At 55.3% G+C, this 12,044-nt stretch carries 24 protein-coding genes; all 24 read right to left on the reverse strand.

Annotation, left to right across the window (positions count from 1 at the left end; genetic code table 11):
- Positions 1 to 110: 110 nt before the first annotated feature.
- Genes rplQ through rplV form a run of 24 tightly spaced genes read right to left on the reverse strand, consistent with a single transcriptional unit; the run spans position 111 to position 12,038 of the window.
- The gene (gene rplQ, locus B5V00_RS17560) at positions 111 to 659 is read right to left on the reverse strand and encodes a 50S ribosomal protein L17 (RefSeq protein WP_085009309.1); all 549 of its coding nucleotides are present in this window, start codon (positions 657 to 659) and stop codon (positions 111 to 113) included.
- A 36-nt stretch (positions 660 to 695) separates the two neighbouring features.
- Positions 696 to 1,712, reverse strand: a complete 1,017-nt coding sequence (locus B5V00_RS03210; RefSeq protein WP_085009310.1) for a DNA-directed RNA polymerase subunit alpha — start codon at positions 1,710 to 1,712, stop codon at positions 696 to 698.
- A 45-nt stretch (positions 1,713 to 1,757) separates the two neighbouring features.
- The gene (gene rpsD, locus B5V00_RS03215; RefSeq protein ID WP_085009311.1) at positions 1,758 to 2,387 is read right to left on the reverse strand and encodes a 30S ribosomal protein S4; all 630 of its coding nucleotides are present in this window, start codon (positions 2,385 to 2,387) and stop codon (positions 1,758 to 1,760) included.
- 17 nt (positions 2,388 to 2,404) lie between these two features.
- Complete coding sequence (rpsK, locus tag B5V00_RS03220; protein ID WP_085009312.1) at positions 2,405 to 2,800, reverse strand: 30S ribosomal protein S11; 396 nt, start codon at positions 2,798 to 2,800, stop codon at positions 2,405 to 2,407.
- A 12-nt stretch (positions 2,801 to 2,812) separates the two neighbouring features.
- The gene (gene rpsM / locus B5V00_RS03225) at positions 2,813 to 3,181 is read right to left on the reverse strand and encodes a 30S ribosomal protein S13 (protein WP_085009313.1); all 369 of its coding nucleotides are present in this window, start codon (positions 3,179 to 3,181) and stop codon (positions 2,813 to 2,815) included.
- Between the two features lie 20 nt (positions 3,182 to 3,201).
- On the reverse strand, positions 3,202 to 3,315 hold the full coding sequence (gene rpmJ, locus B5V00_RS03230) for a 50S ribosomal protein L36 (RefSeq protein WP_085009314.1): 114 nt from the start codon (positions 3,313 to 3,315) through the stop codon (positions 3,202 to 3,204).
- Positions 3,316 to 3,371: 56 nt separating this feature from the next.
- Positions 3,372 to 4,118: a type I methionyl aminopeptidase gene (map, locus tag B5V00_RS03235; RefSeq protein ID WP_085009315.1), complete on the reverse strand. Its 747-nt coding sequence runs from the start codon at positions 4,116 to 4,118 to the stop codon at positions 3,372 to 3,374.
- A 1-nt stretch (position 4,119) separates the two neighbouring features.
- A complete protein-coding gene (locus B5V00_RS03240; protein ID WP_085009316.1) occupies positions 4,120 to 4,767 on the reverse strand; it encodes an adenylate kinase in 648 nt (215 codons plus the stop codon).
- A gap of 12 nt (positions 4,768 to 4,779) precedes the next feature.
- Positions 4,780 to 6,090, reverse strand: a complete 1,311-nt coding sequence (gene secY, locus B5V00_RS03245) for a preprotein translocase subunit SecY (protein WP_085009317.1) — start codon at positions 6,088 to 6,090, stop codon at positions 4,780 to 4,782.
- Position 6,091: 1 nt separating this feature from the next.
- On the reverse strand, positions 6,092 to 6,532 hold the full coding sequence (gene rplO, locus B5V00_RS03250; RefSeq protein ID WP_085009318.1) for a 50S ribosomal protein L15: 441 nt from the start codon (positions 6,530 to 6,532) through the stop codon (positions 6,092 to 6,094).
- Between the two features lie 20 nt (positions 6,533 to 6,552).
- Positions 6,553 to 6,732, reverse strand: a complete 180-nt coding sequence (gene rpmD / locus B5V00_RS03255; RefSeq protein ID WP_085009319.1) for a 50S ribosomal protein L30 — start codon at positions 6,730 to 6,732, stop codon at positions 6,553 to 6,555.
- A gap of 24 nt (positions 6,733 to 6,756) precedes the next feature.
- Positions 6,757 to 7,224: a 30S ribosomal protein S5 gene (rpsE, locus tag B5V00_RS03260; protein ID WP_420094614.1), complete on the reverse strand. Its 468-nt coding sequence runs from the start codon at positions 7,222 to 7,224 to the stop codon at positions 6,757 to 6,759.
- A 40-nt stretch (positions 7,225 to 7,264) separates the two neighbouring features.
- Positions 7,265 to 7,633, reverse strand: a complete 369-nt coding sequence (rplR, locus tag B5V00_RS03265; RefSeq protein ID WP_085009320.1) for a 50S ribosomal protein L18 — start codon at positions 7,631 to 7,633, stop codon at positions 7,265 to 7,267.
- A 26-nt stretch (positions 7,634 to 7,659) separates the two neighbouring features.
- Positions 7,660 to 8,196 (reverse strand): 50S ribosomal protein L6, encoded by a 537-nt coding sequence (gene rplF, locus B5V00_RS03270; protein ID WP_085009321.1) that lies wholly within the window; start codon positions 8,194 to 8,196, stop codon positions 7,660 to 7,662.
- A gap of 20 nt (positions 8,197 to 8,216) precedes the next feature.
- Entirely contained in the window at positions 8,217 to 8,615 is a 399-nt protein-coding gene (gene rpsH / locus B5V00_RS03275) for a 30S ribosomal protein S8 (RefSeq protein WP_085009322.1), read from the reverse strand.
- Between the two features lie 21 nt (positions 8,616 to 8,636).
- Entirely contained in the window at positions 8,637 to 8,822 is a 186-nt protein-coding gene (locus B5V00_RS03280; RefSeq protein WP_085009323.1) for a type Z 30S ribosomal protein S14, read from the reverse strand.
- A 14-nt stretch (positions 8,823 to 8,836) separates the two neighbouring features.
- Positions 8,837 to 9,379, reverse strand: coding sequence for a 50S ribosomal protein L5 (gene rplE / locus B5V00_RS03285; RefSeq protein WP_085009324.1), 543 nt, complete (start codon positions 9,377 to 9,379; stop codon positions 8,837 to 8,839).
- Between the two features lie 12 nt (positions 9,380 to 9,391).
- Positions 9,392 to 9,721 (reverse strand): 50S ribosomal protein L24, encoded by a 330-nt coding sequence (gene rplX, locus B5V00_RS03290; protein ID WP_139800629.1) that lies wholly within the window; start codon positions 9,719 to 9,721, stop codon positions 9,392 to 9,394.
- A gap of 26 nt (positions 9,722 to 9,747) precedes the next feature.
- A complete protein-coding gene (gene rplN / locus B5V00_RS03295) occupies positions 9,748 to 10,116 on the reverse strand; it encodes a 50S ribosomal protein L14 (RefSeq protein ID WP_085009325.1) in 369 nt (122 codons plus the stop codon).
- A gap of 21 nt (positions 10,117 to 10,137) precedes the next feature.
- The gene (gene rpsQ / locus B5V00_RS03300) at positions 10,138 to 10,395 is read right to left on the reverse strand and encodes a 30S ribosomal protein S17 (RefSeq protein WP_085009326.1); all 258 of its coding nucleotides are present in this window, start codon (positions 10,393 to 10,395) and stop codon (positions 10,138 to 10,140) included.
- Between the two features lie 21 nt (positions 10,396 to 10,416).
- Positions 10,417 to 10,605, reverse strand: coding sequence for a 50S ribosomal protein L29 (gene rpmC / locus B5V00_RS03305; protein ID WP_085009327.1), 189 nt, complete (start codon positions 10,603 to 10,605; stop codon positions 10,417 to 10,419).
- Positions 10,592 to 11,017, reverse strand: a complete 426-nt coding sequence (rplP, locus tag B5V00_RS03310) for a 50S ribosomal protein L16 (RefSeq protein WP_085009328.1) — start codon at positions 11,015 to 11,017, stop codon at positions 10,592 to 10,594. The genes rpmC and rplP overlap by 14 nt, the downstream gene beginning before the upstream one ends.
- Positions 11,018 to 11,044: 27 nt before the next feature.
- Positions 11,045 to 11,686 carry a 30S ribosomal protein S3 gene (rpsC, locus tag B5V00_RS03315; RefSeq protein ID WP_085009329.1) on the reverse strand — a complete coding sequence of 214 codons (642 nt, stop codon included), beginning with the start codon at positions 11,684 to 11,686 and terminating at the stop codon, positions 11,045 to 11,047.
- A gap of 19 nt (positions 11,687 to 11,705) precedes the next feature.
- Positions 11,706 to 12,038: a 50S ribosomal protein L22 gene (gene rplV, locus B5V00_RS03320; RefSeq protein ID WP_085009330.1), complete on the reverse strand. Its 333-nt coding sequence runs from the start codon at positions 12,036 to 12,038 to the stop codon at positions 11,706 to 11,708.
- Positions 12,039 to 12,044 lie beyond the last annotated feature (6 nt).

Here is a 12,044-nt window from a genome sequence, read left to right on the forward strand (position 1 = left end):
CGGTCATCATTAGCACGGAGACCCCTGAATCGTCAAGTTTGCGCCGGACAAAAGACAAAAAAAGGGGCAGGTATTATCCCTGCCCCCGGTTGCACAAAAAACTGTAAAATTCAGTCTTTATTCTTTTCCTCGGTCGCGTCATCATCGGCGCCGGCTTCAGCCGCGGGCTCCTCAGCGGCTTCTTCCTCGACAGGGACCTCCTCGGTCGAAGCTTCCTCCGTCGTGGTTTCCTCAACAGCCGGAGTCTCAACCTCGGGTTCCGCCTTCTTGGCAGCCTTCTTCTTTTTCGGCTTGATCGTCAGTTCCTCTTCGACCAGTTCAATGATCGACATCGAGGCATTGTCTCCCGAGCGATGTCCAAGCTTGATGATACGGGTATAGCCGCCGGGACGTTCCTGATAGCGGGGCGCAATCTGTTCGAAGAGCTTGGCGACCACCTTTTTGTCCTGAATCACCTGCAGGACCTGGCGACGGGCGTGCAGGGTGCCGCGCTTGCCGAGAGTAATCATCTTTTCGGCCAGCTTGCGCAGTTCCTTGGCACGGGCATCGGTTGTGGTGATTTTCTCGTGCTGAAGCAGCGAGGTTACCATATTGCGAAGCATTGCCTTGCGGTGACTGCTGTTGCGACCGAGGCGTCTTCCTGCTTTACGATGGCGCATGATCTCTAAATCCTTTCTAACAGTTCGACGGACGGTCTATTCTTCGTCAGCCTGCTTCTGCAAAATTTTCAGATATTCCGGATCGGGGAAATTCTCAAGAACCATTCCCAGGCCAAGTCCCATTTCGGCAAGGATATCCTTGATTTCATTGAGGGACTTGCGGCCGAAATTCTGGGTTTTCAACATTTCGGCTTCACTGCGCTGAACCAGGTCGCCAATCAGACGGATATTGGCGTTCTTCAGGCAGTTGGCGCTGCGCACCGAGAGTTCAAGCTCATCGACAGTCCGGTAGAGGTTCTCGTTGATCCGGCGACTCTCTTCTGTCTCCTCACTCTCCTCCGGCTCCTGCTCCTCATCGAAATTGATGAAAATCTGCAGCTGCTCCTTAAGGATCTTGGCTGCATAAGCCACGGCATCATCGGGGCGGACACTTCCATCCGACCAGACTTCAAGCGTCAACTTGTCATAATCGGTGATCTGGCCGACACGGGCGTTGGTCACGTTGAAGTTGACCTTGCGCAACGGCGAAAAAAGTGAATCGATCGGAATGGTCCCGACCGGGGCCTTCTCATCGCGGTTACGCTCCGCCGGCACATACCCTTTGCCGAGCTTGACCACCATATCGATCTCAACATCAGCCTCCTTGGAACAGGTGGCAATATGATGATCGGGATTGAGAACCTCGACCTGCGAATCAGTAATGATATCAGCAGCGGTAATCTCCCCGGCGCCCTTTTTCACAATCCGCACGTTGCGGCTGTCACTGCCATGCAGCTTCAGCAACACGCCCTTGAGATTGAGAATAACATCCGTGACATCCTCGGTCACACCGGGGATGGTGGAGAATTCATGGAGAACACCCTTGATTCGCACCGAACTGATGGCCGCACCCTGCAGGGAAGAGAGCAACACCCGGCGCAGAGAATTGCCGAGAGTGGTACCGAATCCGCGCTCAAAAGGCTCGGCGTAGAACTTGCCGTAGGTGTCCGTCAGGGTATCCGCTTCGACCTGGAGGCGCTTGGGCTTGATCAGATCTCTCCAGTTTTTATACATGCGTTTCCCTCCACGTTCAGGCCAGCAGCCTGATATCACGTTGAATTATTTGGAGTACAGTTCGACAATCAGGCGTTCATTGAAAGCCGGGGTCGTCATCTCTTCGCGAACCGGGAGGGTCTTGACCGTCCCTTTGAAACCGGCCCGATCAAGCTCCACCCAGGACGGAACGCCACGTCGCATCACGCCGTCAAGCGCTTCATTGATACGCACAACTTCGCGGCTCTTTTCACGCAGGGTGATCTCGTCCCCGGGACGAACCAGATAGGACGGGATATTGACCTTACGCCCGTTCACCAGGAAATGTCCGTGACGCACCAACTGCCGGGCCTCATTGCGCGACGAAGCAAACCCGAGGCGATAGACCATGCTGTCAAGACGGCGTTCCAGCAGCACCAGCAGGTTTTCACCGGTGACGCCTTTCATCTGGTCCGCTTTCTTGAAATAGGACCGGAACTGCTTCTCCAGCAGACCGTAGGTACGTTTAACCCGCTGCTTCTCGCGCAGCTGAGTGCCATAGTCGGAGACCTTGATGCGGCCCTGGCCATGCTGGCCGGGAGCGTAATTACGTCTCTCGATAGCGCATTTGTCGGTATAGCACCTGTCCCCCTTGAGGAACAGTTTCATGTTTTCTCGCCGGCACTGACGGCAGACGGAACCAGTATATCTAGCCAACGTTCGTCCTCCTCTACTTAGACTCTACGACGTTTGGGGGGACGGCAGCCATTGTGCGGAATCGGCGTAACGTCCTTGATCATGGTCACGGTCAACCCCGCGGCAGAGATCGCACGCAGAGCGGATTCACGACCGGAACCCGGCCCCTTGACACGAACTTCAACGCTGCGCATGCCATGGTCCTGAGCCGTTTTGGCAGCTCGTTCGGCAGCAACCTGAGCGGCAAAAGGAGTGCTTTTGCGCGACCCACGAAAACCGGAACCTCCGGCCGTGGCCCAGGAAATAACGTTACCGGCGACATCGGTAAAGGTAACGATCGTGTTGTTGAAGGTCGCCTGGATATGCGCGATACCCGTGGCCACATTCTTCTTTTCGACTTTTTTTCTGCTTGTACGCTTCCCTGGCTTAGCCATGGTTCCTCCGCATTATTTCTTCTTACCGGCGACAGTTTTGCGCGGTCCCTTGCGGGTCCGGGCATTGGTCTTGGTTTTCTGACCGCGCACCGGCAGACCTCGGCGATGACGCAGGCCCCGATAGCAACCGAGGTCCATGAGACGCTTGATGTTCATGGTCACATCACGCCTCAGATCGCCTTCGACCTTACAGTCATTGTCAATGATGGACCGAATCTGGCCAACCTCACTCTCGGTCAGATCATCAGAGCGGGTGTTGGGATCAACACCGGCTTTGTTGAGAATCTGCTGGGACGTTGAACGTCCGATTCCGTAGATGTAGGTCAGCGCAATTTCAATCCGCTTGTTTCTCGGCAAATCAATACCAGCTATACGTGCCAATTGTCTGCTCCTTTAATCCCTTAGCCCTGTCTCTGCTTATGCTTGGGGTTTTCGCAAATGATGCGAACCACACCCTTGCGCTTGATGACCTTGCATTTGTCGCAGATTTTTTTGACCGAAGCTCGAACTTTCATGGTCCGTTCCTTTAACGTTCTTCCTGGTTATCGTGAATCCGGGCAGGCTGTCGACCTCAGACCCGGGTCAATATTTCCGGCCCATTGGCCGTAATGGCCACGGTATGTTCAAAGTGGGCCGAATCAGCACCATCGATGGTCACCGCGGTCCAGCCGTCCTCAAGCACGCTGACACCGGGTTTCCCGGCATTGATCATCGGTTCGATCGCCAGCACCATCCCCTCCTTGAGCTTTGGCCCCTGGTGGGGACGGCCGAAGTTGGGTACCTGCGGCGACTCATGCAGTTTCTGCCCGATTCCGTGGCCGACAAATTCACGGACAACGCTGAATCCCAGCGGCTCTACAGTGGCCTGAACGGCATGGGAGATATCTCCCAATCGCTGTTCAACCAACGCCTGACTGATCCCGGCATCAAGGGATCGCGCGGTCACCTCCAGCAATCGTTGGCGATGCGCACTGACCTTCCCAACCGGCACAGTCATCGCCGAGTCACCGTAATAACCCTTGTAAAGCACCCCGAAGTCGATACTGAGGATATCCCCTTCCTGCAACGGAACATCATCAGGGAACCCATGCACGACTTTATTATTGGGCGATGCACAAATCGAAAAAGGAAAACCGCCATAACCCTTAAAGGCTGGCAAGGCCTTCCTTTTCCGGCATTCTTTCTCAGCGAGACAATCAAGCTCGCCGGTGGTCACTCCCGGCTGAATCCGTTCTTTAAGCAGTGCGAGTATTTCTCCGACCATCTGCCCGGCAACACGCATCCGGTCGATTTCCTGCCTCGACTTCAGAACAATCAATTCAGCCTTCCAGAAGAGCGGCGCGAATATCTGACTGAACGACAGCGATATCCTGCATTCCGTCAATCGCCGCCAACAAACCATCCCGCTGGTAATAAGAAACCAATGGTGCGGTCTGTTCCTGATAAACCTTCATTCGATTACGAATCGTCTCTTCGCGGTCATCATCCCGCTGATACAATTCGCCTCCGCAGGCATCACAAACACCGGCGGTCCCGGGTGGGTCGAAACGGAGATGGAAACCCTTTCCACAGCTGCGACAGGTACGACGTCCGGTCAGACGTTCAACCAATGCCTCGATGTCGACCTCAAGCGAGATGACCGCCTGCAGTTCCTTGCCCAGTTCAGCCAGAGTGCTCTTCAAAGCATCAGCCTGCGGAACGGTACGAGGGAAACCATCCAGAATAAAACCCTTTCCACAGTCCGCTTCCTGGAGTCGGTCCCGAACAATTCCGATAACAACCTCATCAGGAACCAGTGCGCCTGAATCCATGCACGCCTTGGCCTTGAGTCCCATCTCGGTACCCGCCTTGACGGCGGCGCGCAACATATCACCGGTCGAAATCTGCGGAATACCGAAGTGCTCGATCAGCAGTTTCGCCTGGGTGCCTTTTCCGGCCCCGGGAGGGCCGAGCAATATCAGATTCACCTTACCCTCCAGCTAGCCACGACGACCCTTAAGAGAAACACCCTTCATGAACCCCTCATAGGAGCGCGATATCAGGTGAGACTCGATCTGCGAAGCAGTATCCATCCCGACTCCGACAATAATCAGCAACGAAGTCCCGCCGAAGTAAAAGGGAACATTCAGGTTGCTGATCAGCAATGTCGGCAGAACACAGACGGCTGACACATAGATCGCACCAGCAAATGTTATCCGCCCGAGAACGGTATCGATATACTCCGCAGTCGCCGATCCGGGACGAATCCCGGGAACAAAACCACCCTGCTTCTTGATATTGTCCGCCACATCAACCGGGTTGAAGGTGACAGCCGTGTAGAAATAACAGAAGAAGATGATAAATGCAACGTAAAACAGATTGTACAGCCAGTGGCTCGGCGTCATCATCGAGGCAATCTTCTGAACCCAGGGCACATCGACCAGGTTGGCGACAGTCGCCGGAAACATGATGATGGAACTGGCGAAGATCGGCGGGATAACCCCGCTCATGTTGATCTTCAGGGGCAGGTGGCTGGTCTGCCCGCCGACATTGCGCATGCCGACCACCCGTTTGGCATAATGAATCGGTATCCGCCGCTGTGCCCGTTCCATGTAGATAATAGCCCACACGGCCAGAGCCATGATGATCAGGATCAGCAGAGAGATGAACAGAGTGATTTCACCCGTTTTCATCAACCGCACCGAGTTGACCAGCGCGCTCGGCATATTGGCGACGATGCCGGCAAAGATGATCAGCGAAATACCGTTGCCGATCCCACGCTCGGTAATCTGCTCACCCAGCCACATGATAAAAGCGGTACCGGCTGTCAAGGTGATGACCGTGAGCAAGATGAAACCGGTTCCGGGGTTGGGTACAACCGGCTCACCAGCCGGACCGGTCATGGTCTGCAGGCCGATGGCAATGCCGCTGCCCTGAATCACCGAAAGGATGATGGTCCCGTAACGGGTCCACTTGGTGATTGTTTTGCGTCCCTGTTCCCCTTCCTTGGCCAATCTTTCGACAGGTTCAAAGACCACAGTCAGCAACTGCAGAATAATCGATGCCGAGATATACGGCATGATTCCCAGGGCAAAAACCGTCATCCGTTTCAAGGCGCCGCCGGTAAAGGCACTGACCAGCCCCAGCAACGTTCCTTGCGTCCCCTCGAAGAACTTCGCCAGCACGCTGGCATCGATACCGGGGGTCGGCACATGACAACCGACACGGTAGACGGCGAGCATGCCCAGGGTAAAGAGGATGCGACGTCGCAGTTCAGGTATGGAGAAGATATTCTGGATGAAGGCGAACAATTTAGAGGACCTCGGCTTTTCCGCCGGCAGCCTCGATCTTCTCGGCGGCCGACCTGCTGAATTTGTGAGCCTGGACGGTCAGAGCCTTGCTCAGCTCACCGTCACCGAGAATCTTGACCCCGTCGCCGACCTTGTTGATCAGCCCGGCTTTGCCGAGAGCTGCCACGTCAACAACACTTCCGACCTCGAACAACTCGAGATCACGCAGATTGACGAGGGCATAGACCTTCTTCGTCAGCGGGGTGAAGCCACGTTTCGGCAGACGCCGTTGCATCGGCATCTGGCCACCCTCGAACCCGGGCTTGACACCACCGCCGGAACGGGCATTCTGGCCCTTATGTCCCCTGCCGGATGTCTTGCCGGTACCCGACCCGGGGCCGCGACCAATCCGTTTTCTATTTTTTGTCGAACCGATTGCCGGTTTGAGATTGCTCAAATCCATGGTACCCATCCCTTGTCGGCTTACTCGGCCACCGAGACCATGTGCGAGACCTTGTTGATCATCCCGCGAATCTCAGGCGTATCCTTGAGCACGACCGTCTTGTTGAGCTTGGTCAGACCCATCCCCTTGAGTACTTTACTGAAGTACTCAGGGCGTCCGATGGGGCTTCGTTTCAAAGTGACTTTCAATTCACTGGCCATCTTGGATATCTCCTGCTGTGCCGCCTACTCGTCGGCGGTAATGCCGCGGCGGGCCAGAATGGTCTCTGGGCTCTTGAGCTGCTGCAGAGCATTAAGGGTCGCCTTGACCACGTTGTGCGGATTGTTCGAGCCCAGGCACTTGGAGAGAATATCGCCAACCCCGGCCGCTTCCAGAACTGCACGGACAGGACCACCGGCAATAACCCCGGTACCTTCCGAAGCGGTCTTCAGCAGCACCCGCCCGGCTCCATACTTGCCGATAACGTCATAAGGCACCGTCTTGCCCTTGAGCGGAACGGTGATCATGCTCTTCTTGGCCTTTTCAACACCCTTGCGAATCGCCTCGGGCACTTCACGGGCCTTACCAAGCCCGAAGCCGACTGAGCCTTTTCCATCACCGACCACAACCAGTGCAGAGAAACTGAAACGTCGGCCACCTTTGACGACCTTCGAACAGCGATTGATATCAATCACGCGGTCGGTCAATTCCATTTCGTTCGGATCATTGCGCAGCAAGGATCTCCTCCTTCAGCTAAAACGACAGGCCGGCTTCCCGAGCCGCGTCGGCAAGGGCCTTGACCCGGCCATGATACAGAAAGCCATTGCGGTCAAATACCACTTGTTTGATATCCTGGGCGATTGCCCTCTTGGCGATGGCGACACCAACCGCCTTGGCGGCATCGACGTTCCCGGTCCCCTGCAGCTCCGCGCCGACATCTTTGTTGACGGTCGAGGCGGACACCAGGGTGCGGTTGTTGACATCGTCGATCACCTGCACGTAAATGTGGCGGGCGCTGCGAAAAACACTCAATCGCGGGCGTTCCGCGGTGCCCCGCACCTTGTTGCGAACACGAACCTGCCGCTTGAGTCGGGATTGGCGCCGTTTTTCTGCGTTGTTCACGGTCTGACTCCTTACCCTGTTGCGGGTTATTTCTTACCGGCCTTACCCGCCTTGCGGATAATGCGTTCGTCTGCATACTTGATACCCTTGCCCTTGTAGGGCTCGGGCTCACGGAACGAGCGGATCTTGGCGGCTGTAGAGCCGACCAGTTCCTTGTCGATCCCGCGAACGAAAACCTTGGTCTGCTTCTCAACCTCTGCGGTGATTCCGTCCGGCAGAGTAAACTCAACCGGATGAGAAAAACCGAGAGACAGGTTGAGAACATTGCCTTTCAGATCCGCACGGTAGCCGACACCGTTGATTTCGAGAATCTTTTCAAAGCCCTTGGTCACCCCTTCCACCATATTGGCGATCAGGGAACGGGTCAGGCCCTGCATGGCCGTCCCCTTGGCGCTTTCACCCAGCTTGACCAGGATCTCTTCGGCACCGACTTCGACACTGACGTCCTGGTGCACGCTGCGGCTCAGTTTGCCCTTGGGCCCTTCAACGTTGATGACCGCCCCGGAGAGGGCAACCTTGACGCCGGAAGGTATGCTGATGGGTTTCTTCCCGATTCGAGACATCCGAAACTCTCCTTTAATGCCTACCAGATGGTGCAGATCAGCTCGCCGCCGATTTCCGCTCCACGCGCGGCCACATCGCCCATCACCCCCTGCGAGGTGGACAGGATGGCACAGCCGAGGCCGTTTTTAACCTGGGGGATCTCGTCCTTGCCGACATAGACCCGGCAACCCGGAGTCGAAACCCTCCGCAATTCATGAATGACATGCTGCTGTTCCTCATCGTACTTGAGGTAAATTCGCAGCATACCCTGCTTGGAGTCGGGGGTCTCCTTGAAATTCTTGATGTAACCCTGCTCCTTGAGCACCGTCGCGATTGCCACCTTGATTTTCGAAGACGGCATGTCAAGCTTCTGGTGCTTGGCCATTCCGGCATTACGGATGCGGGTCAGCAAATCCGCGATAGGATCTGTCATCGACATTGGCTGCTACTCCTCGAGGTGTTACCAGCTGGACTTGGTCACTCCGGGAAGTTTACCGTCGGAGGCAAGCTTCCGGAGGCAGATCCGGCACATGTTGAATTTACGATAGTAAGCACGGGGACGACCGCAGAGGGGACAGCGATTGTACTCCCGAACCTTGAACTTTTTCGGCCGTTTGGCCTTGATGATCATGGATTTCTTAGCCACGTTGTTCCTCCGCCCTAGCCTTTACGGAACGGCATGCCGAGTTCACGCAGCAGCGCACGGCCATGCTCATCGTTTTTGGCAGTAGTGACAATGGTAATGTTCAGCCCCTTGACCTTATCGATCTTATCGAGATCAATCTCAGGGAAAATGATCTGTTCCTTGATGCCGAGAGTGTAGTTACCACGACCATCAAATGCCTTGGGAGAAATTCCCTTGAAATCACGAACCCGAGGCAGAGCGACATTGATCAGGCGATCAAGAAACTCGTAGGCCCGTTCACGGCGCAGCGTCACGGCAGCACCGATCGGCATCCCTTCGCGCAACTTGAACTGGGCGATGGACTTCTTGGCCTTGGTGACGATCGGTTTCTGCCCGGTCAGCAGGCCAAGTTCCTCAACAGCGGACTCCAGAACCTTGATGTTCTGAATCGCTTCGCCGAGCCCCATGTTGACAACGACCTTTTCAACCTTGGGCACTTCCATCACATTTTTAAGCCCCAGGGAATCTTTGAGGCGCGGGACCATTTCGGTCTCGTATTGCTGTTTCAATCTGGCCATGGAAAAACTCCGTTACTTATCCACGATCTCGTTGCACTTCTTGCAGAAGCGGACCTTAGCACCGTCATCAAGGACACGGACACCAGTCCGGGTCGGCTTGTTGCAGGAGGCACAGACCAACATCACGTTGGAGATGGCCAGCGGCGCTTCCTTTTCAACAATCCCCCCATCCTGATTGGTCTGGCTGGGGCGGGTGTGACGCTTGACCATGTTGAGGTTTTCCACCACAACACGATTACTGTCAGCGATGATACGCTTCACCTTGCCGGTCTTGCCTTTTTCCTTGCCGGCAATAACCATGACGGTATCATCTTTTTTAACGTGATATTTGATCGCTGCCATCGTTCACAATCTCCAAACGCTGCGAATTACAGAACTTCGGGAGCAAGAGAGACAATTTTCATGTAACGCTTGGCGCGCAACTCTCTCGCCACGGGACCGAAAATTCGTGTCCCCACCGGCTCACCGGCAGCATTGATCACCACTGCCGAGTTATTGTCAAAACGGATATAACTGCCATCCGGGCGGTTGATCTCCTTCTTCGTCCGGACAATGACGGCCTTAACCACATCGCCCTTCTTGACCTTGGAGTTCGGCATCGCCTCCTTGACGGAACAAATAATAATGTCCCCCAGACCGGCGTATTTCCGCTTGGAGCCTCCCGGAACCTTGATACAGCAGAGTTTCCGGGCACCGGAATTGTCTGCTACATCGAGCATGGACTGCATCTGGATCATCGGTGTATCTCCTCAACCTGCCTAGACGTTCTTCTCAAGGATTTCACGCACCCGCCAGCGCTTCTGCTTGGAGAGAGGACGTGTTTCCACAATCAGCACCTTGTCCCCGATTTCACAGTTGTTCTGCTCATCGTGGGCCTTACAGGTGTAACGGCGCTTGATATATTTCTTGTAAACGGGGTGCTTGACCAGGTTATCAACCTTGACAACGACGGTTTTATCCATCTTGTCACTGACCACAACCCCAACTCGGGTTTTTCGATTACCACGCTGCGTCATCTGTTTTCCTCGTCGCGTCTGTTACGCCTGCTTTTGCTGCAGAACCGTCTTGACCCGGGCGATATCCTTGCGCACCTGACCGATACGGGCGGTGTTTTCAAGGTGTCCGGTATGCAGTTGAAAGCGAAGGTTGAAGAGTTCCTGATCGAGTTCCAGAATCTTCTTCTCCAGCTCGGCAGCATCCAGTTCGCGAATCTCACTTGCCTTCATTGGAGTCCTCCCTGGTCACGAACTTGGTCCGCATCGGAAGTTTGTGGGCGCCGAGGCGCATCGCCTCGCGAGCAACCTCTTCACTGACACCCTGCATTTCGTAGAGCATGACACCGGGCTTGATCACGGCAACCCAGCTCTCCGGAGATCCCTTTCCTTTACCCATGCGGGTTTCGGCCGGTTTTTTGGTCAGCGGCTTGTCAGGAAAGGCACGAATCCAGATCTTGCCGCCACGCTTGATATAACGGGTCATCGCCCGTCGGGCAGCTTCAATCTGCCGGGATGAAAGCCAGCCGCACTCGGTCGCCTGAAGACCGAAGTCCCCGAAATTCAGGCCGGTACCTCCCTTGGCGGCTCCGTTCATGCGCCCTTTGAACTGCTTTCTATGTTTAACCTTTTTGGGCATTAACATGGTCAGGGAACTCCTCTGTTCTAAATCTTACTGAGCCTGTTCCTGGCTCAGGACCTCGCCTTTGAAGATCAGCACCTTGACACCGATGATGCCGTAGGTGGTCTTTGCCTCAGCGAAACCATAGTCGATATTGGCGCGCAGGGTATGAAGCGGAACCCGGCCCTCGCGGTACCACTCGCGGCGGCTCATTTCAGCACCGCCAAGACGACCGGAACATTCGATCTTGATGCCTTCGGCACCGAATTTGAGGGCCTGGCCAACCGATTTTTTCATCGCCCGCCGGAATGCAACCCGACGCTCAAGCTGCAGGGCGACATTTTCGGCAACCAGCTGCGCATCAACTTCCGGCTTCCGAATCTCCTGGATGTTGATGAACACCTCTTTATCAGTCAGCTTGGCAAGCTCTCTCTTCAGGGCTTCAACTTCAGAACCCTTCTTGCCGATGATGATACCCGGCCGCGCGGCAAAGATATTGATCTTGGCCTTATTGGCGGCACGCTCTAATTCGATCTTCGAGATCCCGGCATGGAACAGTCGCTTCTTGAGGTAGTCACGGAGCTTGATATCCTCATGCAGCAAGTCGGCATAGTTCGACGTTGCGAACCACTTCGACTCCCAGGTCCGGATTACTCCGAGACGAAAACCTACTGGATGAACTTTCTGGCCCAAAGTTTCACCTCCTCAACGACTACTTCACGTCCAGAACCACGGTGATATGGCTCGTCGGTTTACGGATACGGGTGGCCCGCCCCTGGGCGCGCGGAAGAAACCGCTTAAGGGCCGGACCCTGATCAACAGTGATGGTTTTAACGTACAACTGGTCAACGTCCGAAACGCCCTTCTGTTCGGCATTGGCGACCGCGGAACTGACCAGGGTCGCAACGATCCCGGCGGCTTTCTGCGGAGAGAATTTCAGGACGTTCAAGGCATCCTGCACTCCCTTGCCGCGGACCATGTCGACCACCCAACGCGCCTTCTGCGGTGACAGGCGTACATATCTTAATTTGGCTTTGGCTTCCATTGGAAC

Source organism: Geothermobacter hydrogeniphilus (assembly GCF_002093115.1).
Classification (GTDB): Bacteria; Desulfobacterota; Desulfuromonadia; order Desulfuromonadales; family Geothermobacteraceae; genus Geothermobacter_A; species Geothermobacter_A hydrogeniphilus.